A 16,318-nucleotide genomic window follows, 5' to 3' on the forward strand; every position below is an offset into this window, starting at 1 on the left:
GATCCTGACAGATGCTGGCTAAACAGCGGGTATTGATCATCGATGATGAAAAAACCAACCTAAAAATTCTCAGTGACATACTGCGAGACGAAGTTGAAGTGATATTGGCCAAAGATGGTCCTCAGGGTATTCGTAAAGCCGGGGAATATGCTCCGGATCTGATCCTGCTGGATGTCGTCATGCAAGACATGAATGGCTTTGACGTCATCAGTCACCTTAAGCATGATGCCACCACCAGCGCCATTCCGGTGATTTTTATTACCTCGCTGGGCGATGTCAGCCATGAGGAAAAAGGCTTATTGCTAGGTGCTTGTGACTATATTCAGAAGCCGTTCCACGCCGCTATCGTGCTGGCCAGAATTAAACTGCATCTGCAGTTAGGCAGACAGCGGCTGATGCTGGAAAAGCTCGCTAATATTGATCCACTGACGTCGGTAGCCAATCGTCGTCGTTACGACGAAGTGTTGCACAAAGAATGGCGCGTGGCAGTGCGCAACAAGGCGCCGCTGTCGCTGGTAATGATAGATATCGACAATTTCAAACAGTTTAATGATCGCCATGGCCACGCGGCAGGTGACAGGGTGTTGCAGGAAGTAGCGCAAACCCTGAATGAGCAATTAAAACGTCCACGGGATTTACTGGCCCGCTACGGTGGCGAGGAGTTTGTGGTGCTTTTGCCTGATATTGACCGGGCCGGCAGTATGGAAGTGATGGAAAATTGCAGACTGGCCATCCAGGCCCTACAGTTGGATCATCCCTTTTGTGAAAACAGGCAAAACGTGACGATAAGTATTGGCGGCATTACTTGTAGTCCTACAATGAAAAACCGTCCGGAGGACAGCCTTAAACTGGCTGACGACATGCTTTACCTGGCTAAGCACCAGGGCAAGAACAGGGTAATGTGGTTTGGCGAAGAACAGGGAGTGATCCAGCATGACAACAGCGCACCCAACGGTACTGCTGGTTGATGACGAAAAAGCCAACCTAAGGCTACTCAGCGATCTGCTGCGACAGGACGCCGGTATCATCCTGGCGCAAAGTGGTAACCAGGCCATTGAAAAAGCGGTGGCCATGCAACCAGACTTGATTCTGCTGGATATTCTGATGCCAGGCATGGATGGCTTTGACACCCTGCGCGCTCTTAAATCCATGCCGCAAACCAGTGACATACCGGTGATTTTTATTACCGGCCTGGACAACCCACAAAAGGAACAAGAGGGGCTGCGTCTGGGTGCGCAGGATTACATTCACAAACCTTTTAACATTGACGTGGTAAAAGCCAGAATCGCCACCCAACTGGAAATCGTCCGAAGCAGAAGGGAGCTGCAAACGCTGTCTGAGGATCTAAGCCGGGCCAGTGAGGCCAAAAGCCGCTTTCTGGCCAATATGAGCCACGAAATACGCACCCCACTGACCAGTATTATCGGCTATGCAGAAGCGTTACTTGCCGGAGAGTTTAACGGCGATGAGCAGCAGGCAATCAAAGCCATCAGCGTCAGTGGCAAGCATCTGCTGACTTTGCTAAATGACGTGCTGGACCTGTCGAAGATAGAAGCGGGCAAGCTGGAAGTGGAATTGTTACCGGTAAATTTAGCGGCACTGCTTGAAGAAGTGCAGATGCTGGTCGCCGACAACGCCAGAAAAAAGCATCTGACCTTTTCGATGGAACTGGCCAACAACCTTCCACAGGGTATTCTTACCGATCCTGTACGCCTTAAACAGATCCTGGTTAACCTGCTGTCAAATGCGATTAAATTTACCCCCGAGGGAGAAGTTAGCCTGTCTGTCAGCCAGCAAGGCGAGAAGATGTGTTTTACCGTGCGAGATACCGGACCTGGTATCGACAAAGCCCGGCAGGCAGAATTATTTGCCCCTTTTACCCAGGGTGATTCTTCTATCAGCCGGGAGTTTGGCGGTACCGGGCTGGGCCTGAGTATTTCTGCGCAATTGGCGGCGAAATTGTCTGGCCATATTCATCTTGACAGCACACCAGGTCAGGGCAGTAGCTTTAGTCTTTATCTGCAAGCCCAGCCCTGTCAAATCCCAGGTAAATATGATGCCATAGGTACCAACAAAGGCCAGCTCAACGGCAAAGTATTGCTGGCCGAAGATTCCACCGAAAGCCGCCAGTTACTCAAACGTATGCTGCAAAGCCAGGGACTGTTGGTGAAGGCAGTGGAAAATGGTCAGCAGTTGCTGGAAGCTGCCATGGCCGAAGAATTTGATTTGATATTGTCGGATATCAGTATGCCGACCATGGACGGATTGCAGGCCATTAAGTTGATGCGTGCGGTTGGCGTAGATACCGCGGTTATTGCCCTGACCGCCAATGTGATGAGTCAGGACATTAAGGTCTATCTTGAATCCGGTTTTACCGACCACCTATCCAAACCCATTGACCGGCAAAAATTCGCTAAACTGCTGAATACCTATCTTCCCAATTGCCAGAATGTTGATGAACTGCATATGCCAGGAGAGGAAATGCAGCAGTTGATGCAACAGTTTGTGCGTGGCTTACCTGCTCATTTAAGAGCCATACAACAAGCGTATCAGCAAAATAATATTGCACAGCTGGAACAATTGGCACATAAGCTCAGAGGCACCGCTGCGTTGTTTCAGTTCAAACAAATCAGCGAAATGGCCAGGCGCCTGGAACATCGTCTGCCCATTGACAAGCTACCACTGGCTCTTGACGACCTGAGCCAGGAAGTGGAAAAACTGGTCGCCGATACGGACAAGCTGTCCGCAGACTAATTAAAGGAGTCCACTATGCCATACAGGGATATGACCGCCCTGATTGTTGATGACGATGCCGATGTCAGGGCTTTTCTACGTACCGCACTGCGCAGTCTGTTTAGCTGTAATCTGATGGAAGCCTCTTGCGGAGACACCGCAGTGGGTATCTATACAAAAAACCAGATAGATTTGGTGTTTCTGGATATTCAGATGCCAGGAAAAGACGGTATGGCCATCTTACGCGAATTAAAGCAAACCGACGCCAATGCCAAGATAGTGATGGTGAGCGCCCATGGCACCATGGATTATGTTACCGAAGCCATCAAACTCGGGGCTTCAGGGTTTATTCTCAAGCCTTTCCATCTGCAGAAAATTAAGGCCATTGTTGAAAAATTAATGGGCCCCGCCACCAGCCCGGCCTAGGGGCGCACATTAAGGACTTTGCCACAGGCGTGACCTTTGCGGCATAATTGCGCAAAATTACCGCAAAAGGAATGCACATTGCGCCTGTTGAGCCTGACCGGTTTATTATTGTATAGCTGCCTGTCGTCTTCGCTGTATGCCGCATCCAGCCAATGGTTGGCGCAACTCGAAGCGCCTTTCCAGCAATGGCAAGTATTGATCAAAACCAACCCAAATCTGTTGTTGGAACAGCTACACTCAATGCCTGCGGAGCATAAAAACACCGCGTTACAACAAGCTCAATACCATCTATTGATGAGCCATGCCAGCGGCGCTCTGGTGTTGCCAGAACAATCCATACAAGAAGCACAGGCCGGGCTCAGCCTGGTGACGTTGGATGAACAGCCCTGGTTATACCACCAATTACAGCTTAGCCAGGCTCTGGCGCTGGATTTAGACGGTGCCCCCGCCAGTGGGTTAGACGCAGTAACCCAGGCCCTGCAGTGGGCAGAAAGACACGACGATGCAAACCTGCTGGTGGCGGCCCTGATGACCCGCGGCACGTTGTTAAACAGTCTGACCGACTACTTAGGTGCCATGGCCGATTTGCAACGCGCCTATAATCTGGCACCGCAACAAAGTGACGATATTGCCAGAGCGGATATTGCAGGCGCATTGGCGCTGGTTTATGAATATCGCGGAGAGGACAACCTTTCTTTGCCTTATTTTCAGGAAGCGGTGGATTACTACCGTCAGCAGCCAGCCTCGGTCAGCCTGAGTATTTATCTGTATGGTCTGGGCCGGGCGAACAAGAATCAGGGCAATACAGATACTGGCCGGGCACAACTGCAGGAATCGGCAAAAATATCTGAACAACTGAACGACCATCAGGGCGTAGCCTACGCGCTTAAAGAAATAGCCGGTATGGACTTACAAGCGCAGCGCTACACCGAAGCAGAGCGCCAGGCGTTAGAGGCGATACAACTATTCAGGCAAGCCGATAACAACTATATGCTGCTGGATACAGCCCGCTTGTTGTCGAGTATTTATCTGGCACAACAGCAGACCGAAAGAGCCCAAACCTGGCTTCAGCAGGCCCAGCAGGCGCTGGATCCGGTCAGTATGCCTATCCAGAGAGTTGAGTTGGCCATTCAGCAAGCTAAGGTGCTGGCGGCACAGGGCCATTACCAGTCGGCTTTTGACCTCTTATTGCAAAGTACCGACGAGAAACAGGCCATACAAAACAGACAGAGTAGCGAGCAGTTACATCAGCTTCGCAGTCGCTATGAACTGGATGCACAGGCCCATCAGAATCAAATACTAAATGCCCAGAATCAGTTGCAGCAAACCCAGTTGCAAAGCCAGCAACGCAAAAATCAGCTGCTGATCTTGCTGTTTATTTGCGCTACCTTAATTTGCACATTGTTACTGTTTTTATTCTATCGCCAACACAGCCACAAACGCGCCCTGCAACAACTGGCCGACACAGACAGTTTGACGGGGCTGCTAAACCGACGTAAAACACTGGCCCTGTTGCAACTGCAGGCCGATCTGGCTAAACGCCATGGTTTTGATTTTTGTGTGGCCTTGGTTGACCTGGACCATTTCAAAAAAATCAATGACAGTCTGGGGCATCAGGGAGGTGACGTGGTATTGAAGCATTTTGCCGATCTTTGTCAAAAAACCCTGAGGCATACAGATATTGTCGGCCGCATAGGCGGTGAGGAATTCCTGATTGCCCTTCCCCATACCAGTATTGACGATGCCGCTGTTCTGATGGAAAAGCTTAGGAAACGCGCCGAAGACATCACCAAGATGATGGCGCTGACTGATTTGCAAGTATCAATTTCAATCGGGCTGGTAAACAATACGCCACCGCGCACTGCCATAGAGCTTCTGGCCCAGGCAGATAAAATCCTGTATTCGGCCAAAGACGCCGGTCGTAACCGGGTTGTTGTGGATATTCCAGCGGTAGCATAAGCCATTGGATTATTTAGCTATCCCCCATGATCAAGCGTAGAAACTTGTTCAACGCGGTTTCCAGACAATGTATGGAATCACCGTCAACCAACAGCACAATATGGCCATCCAACTCCCGGTTACCAAAGCTGAAGCGGATTTTAATCAGCAACATCATCTTGTCGTCCTGACCCTTATCCAGCAGCTTGGCAATGGCGCCCCAGAACAACTGTGGCGGTTCATAATCAAAATGTTCGTCGAACATGTCTGCCAATGAGGCAAAACAAGCACTTAGCACAATATTGCCCATTTCCCCCAGCGCATCCTGCTCAATGTCGGTCAGGGCGCCCATCGGGACGTCAATGCCCATCATCATACGCACCAACTCCAGGCTGCGCATTTCAGGAATGACCATCATGGCCTGCCCTTTCAAACCACCCGCAAACTTTTGCGCAATAGCACAGACCTCGTGCCCCTGATTCAGATAGTCAACGGCAGTGGGTAGATCACACACATCCACCATGGGCACGCTCATATGGATGTCTTCCCGCACTATTTCGCTAAGAGCAGCAGCAGCCTGATTCACGCTGATATTAAAAACTTCGCTTAGGGCATCCCGCTGCAGGTCGTTAAGATGCAGCATGAAAACGCTCCATATCAATAAGCAACTGCTTGACCACATCTGGATTAACGGGCTTTTTGTAGTACCCCAATCCGGCGTCCTGAACCTGTTGTTGCATGGATCTCTGCACATTGGCAGTTAACAGGCCGATAAAGCATTTTTGCTGACTTTGCTGTAATTGAGTGGCTAACTCCAGGCCATTCATATTGGGCATATTGAAATCCAGCGAGGCACCATGAAACTGGTGCTTAACGGCCAGTTGCAGCGCTTCATCACCACTGCCCGCTTCAAACAACTCCAGATCAGTATGCTGCTCTCGCAAGAAATTGCATACGAATAATCTTGCTACTTTACTGTCATCCACTACCAGAATTTTATAAGGCATAGATGCCTCCTTTTCCTAATCTGCCACACATACCTTATTCCGCCCACTTGCCTTGGCCTGGTAAAGGGCCTTGTCAGCCCGCCCTAATGTATGTTCAGTTTTTTCCGATTCCTGTAACTGTGCTACGCCCACACTTAAGGTGACTGGCATCTCCATAGATTGCTCCTCGATCAGGGCCCTAAGCTTATCAGCCAGTATAGCGGCCTCCGACAAACTGGTTTTGGGACAAATCAACAAAAACTCCTCTCCACCCCAACGCCCCAGCACATCACTGGCCCGCACACTGTTTTTAAGTGTACGCGCCACCCGCTTAAGCACAGCGTCGCCAGCTAAATGCCCATAGTTGTCATTAATCTGCTTGAATCTGTCGACGTCCATCAGAAGCACGCTCAGCGCATCGCCGTAGCGCCCCGCCCTTACCCCTTCCTGACGCAACACCGTATCCAGAAACTTACGATTGTAAAGGGACGTCAGTTGATCGGTATTAGCCAAACGCTGATACAGCTTAGCTTTTTCTTCAATTAACCGCTTGGCGGTAACTGCTTTTACCAATTTATCAGTACGTTGATTCAGCTCCGCTGACATATGCGCAAAGTTACCCACCAGTGTCTGTAGCTCACGTATACCACCAGCTTGTATTTCATCCACTGACAACGGCCGCTGACCAATTTCAGAGGTCAGACTGGCCAGTTTATTAATTGGCTCGGCCAGCGTCTTGGCATACCAGGCTCTCCTGCGCTGCACATAGGGTATGTATATAAGCAACGCCATTGCCACAATCAGCACCAGGCCCCAGACCAGCTTTTTAACCAGACTCAGCATGTCCTGTTGCGATTGCAAAACATCTGAAAGCTCATAAAACATAATAAACTGCCAGTCGGTAGACGGAATTTTCACTTGCGTCACCAGGTGGTCATGCTGCTGACCGGCAATTCTGGCGACTTGCTCGTTGTTTTGCAGAAACTGCGCTAAACGCTTTGCCAGTTGCTGATCTTGCAGACTATCAAGCCGGTAACTGTCAGGCTTGTACTGGGTGCTGCTGACTTTTTCCGAATAGGCATGGCCCGACAGCTCAGGTAATCCCAGTAATTCAGACATATCATTAGACATGGCAACAATACGTCGCTGACCATCCAGCAGAAATACTTTTTTGCTGCCGATATGTTCATCGACGAGTAGATTGTCCACCAGGGCAGCCAAACCAATATCCAGACCAACCACCCCCTCAAGAAAGTCGTTGCGATAAACCGGAGACAACGCGGACACCACCCAACCCATACCAGCCGGGTCAAGGTAGGCCGAGGTCCAGACCACCCTGCGTTCGGGGTTATGTTGCTGATCGGCCAGATAATAAAAGTTAAAATCCTGCATGTGCATGACAGGGCCGAACCTCAGCGCGGGATTGGCGATATAAGGGTAAATGCGGTTCATATTATCCCAGGAATTAAAATAAGCCTGCGCCACCGTCGGATTGGTTTGCACGATAGACTTATACAAGGTGTCTAGCCCTTCCAGGTTACGCGCTTTCCAGCGCTGCTCTGCGCCTATCTCGGTATCACCAGAATAGTACATACCTGCTCCGCCATTATCGGCAGACTTAAAAAACACGCCGTCAGCATTGGTACTAAACTGCGGTTCTGGTGCCCTCAGGGGTAAATCGGTGTGGCGGGAAAGGCTCAGATAGTGTTCATGTGACGCCCGAAACAGCACAACCAGATGGCTGACTTCACGTAACTGGCTGTCAATCAAAGCCGCCGCTTTCTGACTCAGGCCCACAACAGAAGCCTTCAGACCATTAAGCAAGGCGCGTTCTGCCACAGGCGTGGCATAAACAGATAAAAGTATTGCCAAAGACGTGAAAAGCAGTAAGCCCAGGACCAATGGGTAGACCGAAACATTGATAATCATCTGCCGGATACTTGTATCCAGGCTGATCAGCTTGGCTGGATTGTTCAAGGTTGATGACTGACTTGACTTTGGTGGTAGCAAAACTTCGCTCCCATAGCTAACTCAGCGCAGGCATACCAGCTTGCCACCATCGCAGCAAATCTTCTTCTGGCATGGGCGGAGAATAATAATATCCCTGACCAATATGACACCCTTGCGCGGCCAGGTACTTCCAATCAGATTTCTTCTCGATACCTTCGGCGACAACCTTAAGTCCCAACTTGTTGCACATGGACAAGGTACTCTCAAAAATAACCTGCAAATGCGCCTTACGGGAGACGCCTTCAATCAGACTACGGTCAATTTTCAGCTCAGTAAAGGGAATTTGCGACAGTTGTTTAATTGATGAATAACCGGTGCCGTAATCATCAATGGAGAGGCCGCAGCCGGACAATCTCAAACGGGTAAGAATTGACAACGCCTTGCCGATATCCTGAATAATGGCGGTTTCCGTCACTTCAAATATCAGCTGTTTCGCCGCGTCCCCAAGTTCTCCGACCTGCTGCATTACCCGGCCACTGAAGGCTTCATTGGCAAAAGATACCGCCGACAAATTGACTGAAATTGCGGTATCCAACCCTGCCTGTTGCCAGCGCTTTTGCTGCTCAATCGCCAGACGAATCACTTCATAACTCAAATCATCGATGAGGCCATGTGCTTCACAAAGCGGGATGAAATCATTGGGGAACACAATCTGGTATTGATTGCATGTTAGCCTGACCAGCGCCTCAACGCCCGCCAACTGGCCGCTTTGCATGTCAATCTTGGGTTGATAATGCAGAACAAAGCGTCGCTGGGTCAGCGCCATGCGCAATTCTTCAATCGCCAGCGGCGATGACTGGGCTGTGCGGGGTTTAAAATCCAGTTTGTCGCGTCGCTGAGTATAAAGTCGCAACAGACTATGCAAACGCTCCACCGACAAGGGTTTCTGCACCCCATCCAGCACCCACAACCCCTGGGTATTGGCCATCAGTTCCACTGCGGAGATCAAACTCAATTCGCGGCCACTGACAATAATGATGGCGGAATTCCGCTGGCGGCTGGCCAACAGGTGGATCAGTTCAATACCATCCAGATCCGGCATTTCCAGATCACAAATCAATATGTCGTAATCCTGCTCCCTGGCATCGATCATGGTCAGGGCAACCCGGCCATTTTCGGCCAGCGCAACCTCACCAACACCAGCGTCCAGGCACATATTGGCAACAAATTCCCTTTGACTGACGCTGTCCTCAACAATCAACACAGAAAGCCTTTCCATCACATCACCTAATGCGTTCGACTCTGCCGAATCAGTACATCCGGCACATCATCCAGTTCGACGACCTGCTCTGCACCACCATGCTTAATCGCCTCTTTGGGCATGCCAAACACAACGCAGCTTGCCTCACCTTGTGCATAAGTATTGGCCCCGGCCTCTCGCATGGCTAACAAGCCCCTGGCACCATCGTCACCCATACCGGTCAGAATAATGCCGCAAGCATTGCGTCCTGCGTTGCGCGCCACAGAGCGAAACAAGACATCCACAGACGGACAATGACGATTTACCACAGGCCCGGCCCGAACCTGAACATGATAAAACGCACCACTGCGGCTTAACGTCATATGCCGACCACCTGGTGCAATCAGAGCCAGACCAGGCCTGACCCGGTCACCGTCACAGGCTTCACGCACGTCAATCTGGCACAAACCATTCAGACGCTGAGCGAAGGCAGCGGTGAATTTTTCAGGCATATGCTGAACAATCACCAGGCCCGCCACATCAGCCGGAAGGGGACTGAGAATTCGCTCTAATGCAATAGTCCCACCAGTAGAGGTGCCAATGGCTATAACCTTATCAGTGGTTTTACTGAGCGCCGCAGAGGCTGGTCTCTCCTGCTGATTTTGCAACTGGGTTCTATGCCCTGCAGAAAGCGGACGAATATTACCGACCCGGGAGGTTGCCGCCGAGCGAATAGCTTCAACCAACTGTTGCTTGCTACTTTGCAAAAAGCCTTTTACACCCAACTGTGGCTTAGTAAAGATTGCCACGGCACCGGCCGACAGCGCTTCCATGGTGGTCTCGGCACCCTGTTCGGTAAGGGAAGAACAAATAACCACGGGGGTGGGCCTGGACCCCATAATTTTTCGCAAGAACGTGATACCATCCATTCGCGGCATTTCCACATCCAGGGTAATAACATCCGGCCAGTTTCCGCGCATTTTCTCCACCGCAAAATAAGGATCTGCGGCTGTACCAATCACTTCCATATCAGCTTGTTCAGTCACTATTGCAGCCAACATTTGCCTAACCACAGCAGAGTCATCCACGATCAATACACGAATTTTTTTCTCTGCATGACTCATGGCAATGAACTCTCGCTAAGCCTGAAAACTTCACATTCCCCCGTGTGGCTATCAAACAATAGTTTTCGTCCCTGCTCGCCACCGACATCCCGGTTAAACAACTGCCACCCCTGCTGCTGAACAAATGCGTCAGCATAGTCCACGTTGCATCTTGCCACCTGAAAGTGCCTGGCCAATCCCCGTGTTCTGGCATTTCCCGCGCCACCATACAGACTGGCCTGCACATCGCCCGCCACCAGCCCGGCCTTTTGTACCTGACGCTGAAAATGCGGCAGGATAAGTTCGGCATATTTGCCCATGGACAAAGGACTTATCGCGCCAGCCTTGGCATGCACCATCAGATAGTGGCAGATCGCAAAAAAGCCTGTGGCTGGATGCCACAGCACCAGACTGACACAAGAACCTAAAATAGTGCTGTACTGACGGGATAGTCGCCGACCTGTTGCATAACCGCCTGGCGCCAGATAAATCATGGCATAAACCGATAGCAACCGGTCCTCACTGTCTGCAGGCGGGGATCATAACCATTGATGCTCTCAGAATGTCCAACCAGCAACCATCCGCCGGGTCGCAAGTTGCTCAGTACATTTTGTACAATTCGCTGTTTGTCGGCTAATTCAAAATAAATCAAAACGTTACGTAGAAGAATCAGATCAAAGCTTTGCCCTAGCCCAGGGCCATTTATCAGGTTGTACCTAGTGAACGTCACATGGTCTCTTAACGCAGGCTTGAACATAAACCAGCCTTCGTCTTTGCCCTTACCCTTAACACAGAAGCTTTTCAGGAGATTCTGCGGGATTCGTGCGGCTGCCTGGATGGGGTAGATCCCCCGCCTGGCCGTATTCAGTACCTGCGTGTTGATATCTGTACCGACAATCTGCCAGGACGAGGCTAATCCATAGCGCTCTGCCATCAGCAGAGCAATGCTGTAAGCTTCCTCGCCACTAGATGCTGCCGCACTCCATACCTGCCACCCGCGCTGCTTTTGCTCGGCATGCAATAATTCATGGCTGATAAAATCAAAATGCTTAGGCTCGCGAAAGAAGTAAGTCTCATTGGTGGTGAGCAGATTGATCGCCAGTTGCTGTTCGTTCTCATCGGCCATTAAGCACTTGCGATAGGCACTCAGGTTGGTCAACTGCAGTTCACGCAGACGTTTCTGCAAACGGCCGTTGACCAGAGGTTGCTTGCTGTCATTCATATAGATGCCAGTTTTTTCGTACAACCACCTGGCTATCTGCCTGAAATCGTGCTGACTGAGATCATTGGCTATCAATGGACACCTTGGGTCAGAAGTTTTCGAAATCAAACTCGTCGTCAGCAACTTTTTCCTGCGTTTTACTCTTTACTCTGGGCGCAACATTTTGTTTTGTGTGCAAGGCTTTACGGCTTAATGAACGCCTGCTGGCAGTCGCGTTATGGTCTACCTGGAAAAACTCCATCATCTCTTGTAATTCAACCGCCTGACTGGTCAGCTCTTCCGAGGTGGAAGACAATTCTTCCGACGCCGCCGCATTCTGCTGAGTAGCCTGGGTAATTTGGCTAATCGCGGCATTTATTTCATTTGCCCCCGTGGTTTGTTCAGCGCTGGCCGCTGCAATTTCCTGTACCAGCTCAGCGGTTTTTTGAATGGAAGGCACAATTTCATCCAGCAATTTGCCAGCCTGTTCCGCGAGGGCCACGGAACTTCCCGCCACTTCCCCAATTTCCTTGGCGGCAGTTTGGCTGCGGGCGGCCAGCTTGCGCACTTCAGCAGCCACCACTGCAAACCCCCGTCCGTGCTCGCCAGCTCTACCTGCTTCGATGGCGGCATTCAGCGCCAGTAAGTTGGTTTGGTAGGCAATATCATCAATAATACTGATCTTATCGGCAATCTGACGCATGGCCACCACCGTCTGCCTGACCGCTTCCCCCCCTTCCATGGCTTCCCTGGCACTTTTGTTGGCAATGCCGTCGGTGATCTTAGAGTTGTCATTATTCTGATTAATCGAGGCACTCATTTCTTCCATGGCTGCCGAGGTTTCTTCTACACTGGAAGCTTGTTCTGACGCCGCCTGACTAATGGACTGGGCCGTGGCACTCATCTGCTCAGAGGCAGATGACAGGTTATCGGCTGCGGCCCGCACCTGGCTGATAATACCGGATAGTTTCGCCACCATCTGGTTAATGGCATACAACATGCTGTTGTTGTCACCATTCGCCAGTTGGATTTTTACCCGCAAATCCCCGGCAGCGACTTTCGAAACAATCTCTTCGGCATATTGAGGCTCACCTCCCAACTGCTTGACCAGGCTACGGGTAATGGCGATGCCCAGTATAACACTGGCCACCAGGCTCACCAGAATCAACACAATATTAATGGTCAGGGTCCGCTGGTAGTTTTGCATCGACAGATTGAATTCCTTTTCCGCCACCATCAGTTGCACATCCACCAACTTTGAGAAGCGATCGGACACAGGTTCAATGCTTTGATACAGACGCTCCAGTACAAAGCGGTCAAGCGCTGCTTTGTCATTGGTGGTCAGGATTGTCAGCAGCTCACTCACCGCATTGTCTGCGCTGATAAGCAAAGGCTTTAGCTCATTCACCAATGCCGTTTCTTCGGCCACCAGTGATGTGGCAAGATAGGCCTGCCAGGTCTGGCGCACTGTTTGCTCTGCCATGCGGATATTTTTCAGTCCTGCCTCGGCACTTAGGCCACCATTTCTGACCTTATGAGCGGTATCGACAATATTGACAGCGTACATATCTGCGATAAGTTTAAGATCTTTAAGCGGCACCACCCGGTCTTTGTATACCGTTTCCATCGCCTGGTGTTCAGACTGCATGCCCCTGATGCCCATCAATCCTATCGTCACAATCAGCAGGATCAGGACACCGGCCAGCAAGGCCAGTCGAAAGGCAACTTTCATATTGCTAAACATAATTACCCCACTTTTTATTGTTCAATGACGTTTTCGATGATGGAGGCCATTTCTTCCACCGACAGCACTTTCTCTGCATGTAACAAGATCACAAATTGTTCATCAATATTGGCTACGCCCTTAATAAACTGAGCACGAATCTTGGCTCCAAAGGTCGGTGGTGCTTCGATTTGGTGCGGCTCAATGTCCAGCACTTCGTTCACCGCATCCACCACCACGCCAAGCACAACATGATGCTGCTCAAAAGGAATTTCCAAAATGATGATGCAACTGCGTTTTTGAATCTGTGTCACGCTTTTACCAAAGCGCAGGGATAGATCGATCACGGGTACCACTTCACCACGCAGATTCAGTACCCCTTTGACAAAATCCGGCATCAATGGAATGGCGGTCACGCCACTGTATTCAATAATTTCCTTAACCGCCTCAATACCAACAGCAAAACACTCATCGCGAAGTACAAACGTCAGATACTGGTGATGCTGGCTTGCATGCAACGGATCCAACACAACATCATTCATGTTTTTCTTTCTCCGATTTGTCTGACGCGGGCGCGCATTGGCGGCTTTCTTTATGCATGGTGAATTCAATTAACTGCGGCACATCAAGAATAAAGCCGATGTCTCCACTGCCCATCACAGTAGACCCACCTATGCCACGAATGGCACGAAACATCTTGTTTAACGGTTTAATTACCGCCTGCAGTTCCCCTAGCAATGTCTCCACAACCAAACCGGCGCGATTCTCACCAAACTGCACCACCACCACATGTTCGCGCTGCAAACGCTGCCCCGGAATTTTCAGAATATCCCGCACCCGCACAAAGGGCAGGACTTCGCCCCGTAAATTCAGGTAGTCGCGCTCTACTGCCAGTGCTTCGGCATCAAAAGCCAGGCACTCCTGAATCATATTGACCGGGATCACCAGATGGGCATCACCTACCGTGACTTCAAAGCCATCAATAATGGCCAGGGTGAGCGGTAAACGAATGCGAAACCTTGTGCCCTGATTAATGTCACTGGCTATGCTGATCTGGCCACGCAGTTCCTCAATATTGCGCTTCACCACATCCATGCCGACACCGCGGCCGGATAAATTCGTTATGGCTGACGCGGTCGAAAAGCCTGGTTCAAATATCAGTTTATAGATGTCTTCCTTGCTGAGCTGCTTGTCTGCATCCAAAATACCGTTTTCAATGGCTTTGGCGCGGATCCTGTCAGGATCCAGTCCGGCCCCATCGTCTGTGATTTCAATCACCACAGCACCAGCTTCATGATAAGCATTCAGACACAACTGCCCTTGTGACGGTTTGCCTTTGTAAATACGCACGTCCTGGGGTTCGATACCATGATCAATGGCGTTACGAACAATGTGCATAAGCGGGTCGGAAAGCTTTTCCACCATTGACTTGTCCAGTTCGGTTTCAGCTCCCAGTACCTCCAGGTTAATATCTTTGCCCAGTTCCTTACTAACATCGCGCACAATTCGCTTCAGGCGGCCGAATGATTCACCTATCTGCACCATACGCAGGCCAAGGGCCGCATCGCGGATTTGCTCAACCAGCAGGGTCATGCCGGCAAAGGACTCCTGCAGTTTTTCATGGGCCAACTGGCCGATAAGTAGCTCATTGGCAGCACCGGCCGTCACTAACTCACCAATTAGACCAATCAGATTATCCAGTTTTCTGGCATCAACCTTAAGAAACTGCAGGTCAATCGGGCGCTTGTGTTCCTGATTCTTCTGTTTACTCAGGGCTGCGCTCACCAGGCTCTTATCCACCGCCCCCTGTTTAATCAGCATATTGCCCAATGCCTCGGCTTGCCGGTTTTCCTGCAAGGCCCGACGCTGCTCAGCCAGTGCCATTTCAAGCTCACGTTTGGTCAGTGCCCCACTGTTGACCAGCGTTTCACCTAAGCGAGCATCATCCTCGGCACAGGCCTGCACCTTGTTCACCAAGGCCTTGGGGGCGCTGATCGTGACTTTGCTGCTATCCTGAATAAATTCAAACACTTCCTCTATTTGCTGCTTATCGGCACTGCTAATCAGCGCCATTTGTAGACGCAAATAACAGCACTCGGGATCAAACTCGCCATCTGAAAAATCCGCCGTGACCCTGACGTCATCTACCTGCCCGAGCGTTTGCAGAAATTTTAATTGCGAGCAGGGATCCATGCCGTCGCGAAAAACCTCCCGTCCGTAGTCTATGTGTATAGACCAATGCCCGCTGTCATCAGGAATTGGGGCCTGGCTAGTGTCTGTCAGTGGTTCATCTGACTTGGGTGGGTGCAAGTACACATCCAAAGCAGCCAGTAGTTTAGTGCCCTGGTTTTTGTCTGAGGCCAACTCAGGGTCAGCAATGGACTGGATCATCTGCACCATATGACGATGACAATCCAGCAGCAGCTCGGCCAGGGCTGGGGTAAACTCCAGCTTGTCTGCGCGAACTTGCTCTAAAACACTTTCAACGCTGTGCGTAAAGGCCACGATGGCATCAAAGCCAAACAGTCCTGCTGATCCTTTAATGGTGTGAGCAGCACGAAATATGGCATCGATATGTGCGTCTATTGTGGCATCACCGGCCTCAACCTCGAGCAGACAGGATTCCATCACGTCCAGCAGTTCTTCTGCTTCATTGATGAACAGCTGTTGAGCTTCATGCATGTCCATTGACTGGCTCCTGAGGGTTGTCCGCCAGCGGCTGAAAGTCAGCATCCAGTTGATAAAGGGCAAAAACCTTTTGCACCACATCATTGTCGGCCATGCTCAGAACAAACTCAGTATGCTCTGGCATACGGCTTTTCAGCCACCAACACAACTGCATTCCGGCCGAATCAAATTCCAGCAGGCTGGAGAGATCCAGAATCAGCTTTTCGGGAGGCTGTTCGGCCAGCTCGCTTAGTTGCAAAAAGGCCTCACGCACATTGAAAATACTCAGCTCACCGTCGCACTCAACAACGGTGAAGTCCGCCTTGTTAAACAGATTAATCGCCATAACAA

The 16,318-nt window shown here is 50.6% G+C and carries 15 protein-coding genes; 4 read left to right on the forward strand and 11 right to left on the reverse strand.

Annotated elements, in window-relative coordinates; all coding sequences use genetic code 11:
* Positions 1–11: 11 nt before the first annotated feature.
* The 4 genes from ABD028_RS14610 (at position 12) to ABD028_RS14625 (ending at position 5,118) form a co-directional block, all read left to right on the forward strand.
* Positions 12–968 (forward strand): GGDEF domain-containing response regulator, encoded by a 957-nt coding sequence (locus ABD028_RS14610; RefSeq protein WP_102797173.1) that lies wholly within the window; start codon positions 12–14, stop codon positions 966–968.
* Complete coding sequence (locus ABD028_RS14615; protein ID WP_343845877.1) at positions 934–2,754, forward strand: response regulator; 1,821 nt, start codon at positions 934–936, stop codon at positions 2,752–2,754. The genes ABD028_RS14610 and ABD028_RS14615 overlap by 35 nt, the downstream gene beginning before the upstream one ends.
* A gap of 15 nt (positions 2,755–2,769) precedes the next feature.
* Positions 2,770–3,159, forward strand: a complete 390-nt coding sequence (locus ABD028_RS14620; protein ID WP_343845878.1) for a response regulator — start codon at positions 2,770–2,772, stop codon at positions 3,157–3,159.
* A gap of 78 nt (positions 3,160–3,237) precedes the next feature.
* A complete protein-coding gene (locus ABD028_RS14625) occupies positions 3,238–5,118 on the forward strand; it encodes a diguanylate cyclase (protein ID WP_343845879.1) in 1,881 nt (626 codons plus the stop codon).
* Between the two features lie 13 nt (positions 5,119–5,131).
* Here the strand turns inward: ABD028_RS14625 and ABD028_RS14630 are convergent, their stop codons facing one another.
* The 11 genes from ABD028_RS14630 to ABD028_RS14680 are packed head-to-tail and all read right to left on the reverse strand — an operon-like array spanning position 5,132 to position 16,313.
* Positions 5,132–5,740, reverse strand: coding sequence for a chemotaxis protein CheC (locus ABD028_RS14630; protein WP_102797177.1), 609 nt, complete (start codon positions 5,738–5,740; stop codon positions 5,132–5,134).
* Entirely contained in the window at positions 5,727–6,104 is a 378-nt protein-coding gene (locus tag ABD028_RS14635; RefSeq protein ID WP_102797178.1) for a response regulator, read from the reverse strand. Before ABD028_RS14635 ends, ABD028_RS14630 begins: the two co-directional genes overlap by 14 nt.
* Positions 6,105–6,119: 15 nt before the next feature.
* Positions 6,120–8,093: a diguanylate cyclase gene (locus ABD028_RS14640; protein WP_343845881.1), complete on the reverse strand. Its 1,974-nt coding sequence runs from the start codon at positions 8,091–8,093 to the stop codon at positions 6,120–6,122.
* Between the two features lie 16 nt (positions 8,094–8,109).
* Entirely contained in the window at positions 8,110–9,312 is a 1,203-nt protein-coding gene (locus ABD028_RS14645) for an EAL domain-containing response regulator (protein ID WP_343845883.1), read from the reverse strand.
* Between the two features lie 8 nt (positions 9,313–9,320).
* Complete coding sequence (locus tag ABD028_RS14650) at positions 9,321–10,397, reverse strand: protein-glutamate methylesterase/protein-glutamine glutaminase (RefSeq protein ID WP_343845884.1); 1,077 nt, start codon at positions 10,395–10,397, stop codon at positions 9,321–9,323.
* Positions 10,394–10,870: a chemotaxis protein CheD gene (locus tag ABD028_RS14655; protein ID WP_102797182.1), complete on the reverse strand. Its 477-nt coding sequence runs from the start codon at positions 10,868–10,870 to the stop codon at positions 10,394–10,396. Before ABD028_RS14655 ends, ABD028_RS14650 begins: the two co-directional genes overlap by 4 nt.
* Entirely contained in the window at positions 10,867–11,721 is an 855-nt protein-coding gene (locus tag ABD028_RS14660) for a CheR family methyltransferase (RefSeq protein ID WP_343845885.1), read from the reverse strand. Before ABD028_RS14660 ends, ABD028_RS14655 begins: the two co-directional genes overlap by 4 nt.
* Positions 11,687–13,321, reverse strand: a complete 1,635-nt coding sequence (locus ABD028_RS14665) for a methyl-accepting chemotaxis protein (protein WP_102797183.1) — start codon at positions 13,319–13,321, stop codon at positions 11,687–11,689. Before ABD028_RS14665 ends, ABD028_RS14660 begins: the two co-directional genes overlap by 35 nt.
* Before the next feature lie 14 nt (positions 13,322–13,335).
* Entirely contained in the window at positions 13,336–13,842 is a 507-nt protein-coding gene (locus ABD028_RS14670) for a chemotaxis protein CheW (protein ID WP_102797184.1), read from the reverse strand.
* A complete protein-coding gene (locus tag ABD028_RS14675; RefSeq protein WP_343845886.1) occupies positions 13,835–15,988 on the reverse strand; it encodes a chemotaxis protein CheA in 2,154 nt (717 codons plus the stop codon). Before ABD028_RS14675 ends, ABD028_RS14670 begins: the two co-directional genes overlap by 8 nt.
* Positions 15,975–16,313, reverse strand: a complete 339-nt coding sequence (locus ABD028_RS14680; protein WP_102797186.1) for an STAS domain-containing protein — start codon at positions 16,311–16,313, stop codon at positions 15,975–15,977. The genes ABD028_RS14675 and ABD028_RS14680 overlap by 14 nt, the downstream gene beginning before the upstream one ends.
* Positions 16,314–16,318: the final 5 nt, after the last annotated feature.

The organism is Bowmanella denitrificans (assembly GCF_039522935.1).
Classification (GTDB): domain Bacteria; phylum Pseudomonadota; class Gammaproteobacteria; order Enterobacterales; family Alteromonadaceae; genus Bowmanella; species Bowmanella denitrificans.

Bases quoted from the DNA above. Each gene is read 5' to 3' on its own strand.
- ABD028_RS14610 (WP_102797173.1), top strand. From the start codon at position 12: ATGCTGGCTAAACAGCGGGTATTGATCATCGATGATGAAAAAACCAAC.
- ABD028_RS14615 (WP_343845877.1), top strand. From the start codon at position 934: ATGACAACAGCGCACCCAACGGTACTGCTGGTTGATGACGAAAAAGCC.
- ABD028_RS14620 (WP_343845878.1), top strand. From the start codon at position 2,770: ATGCCATACAGGGATATGACCGCCCTGATTGTTGATGACGATGCCGAT.
- ABD028_RS14630 (WP_102797177.1), bottom strand. From the start codon at position 5,740: ATGCTGCATCTTAACGACCTGCAGCGGGATGCCCTAAGCGAAGTTTTT.
- ABD028_RS14635 (WP_102797178.1), bottom strand. From the start codon at position 6,104: ATGCCTTATAAAATTCTGGTAGTGGATGACAGTAAAGTAGCAAGATTA.
- ABD028_RS14645 (WP_343845883.1), bottom strand. From the start codon at position 9,312: ATGGAAAGGCTTTCTGTGTTGATTGTTGAGGACAGCGTCAGTCAAAGG.
- ABD028_RS14650 (WP_343845884.1), bottom strand. From the start codon at position 10,397: ATGAGTCATGCAGAGAAAAAAATTCGTGTATTGATCGTGGATGACTCT.
- ABD028_RS14655 (WP_102797182.1), bottom strand. From the start codon at position 10,870: ATGATTTATCTGGCGCCAGGCGGTTATGCAACAGGTCGGCGACTATCC.
- ABD028_RS14665 (WP_102797183.1), bottom strand. From the start codon at position 13,321: ATGTTTAGCAATATGAAAGTTGCCTTTCGACTGGCCTTGCTGGCCGGT.
- ABD028_RS14670 (WP_102797184.1), bottom strand. From the start codon at position 13,842: ATGAATGATGTTGTGTTGGATCCGTTGCATGCAAGCCAGCATCACCAG.
- ABD028_RS14675 (WP_343845886.1), bottom strand. From the start codon at position 15,988: ATGGACATGCATGAAGCTCAACAGCTGTTCATCAATGAAGCAGAAGAA.
- ABD028_RS14680 (WP_102797186.1), bottom strand. From the start codon at position 16,313: ATGGCGATTAATCTGTTTAACAAGGCGGACTTCACCGTTGTTGAGTGC.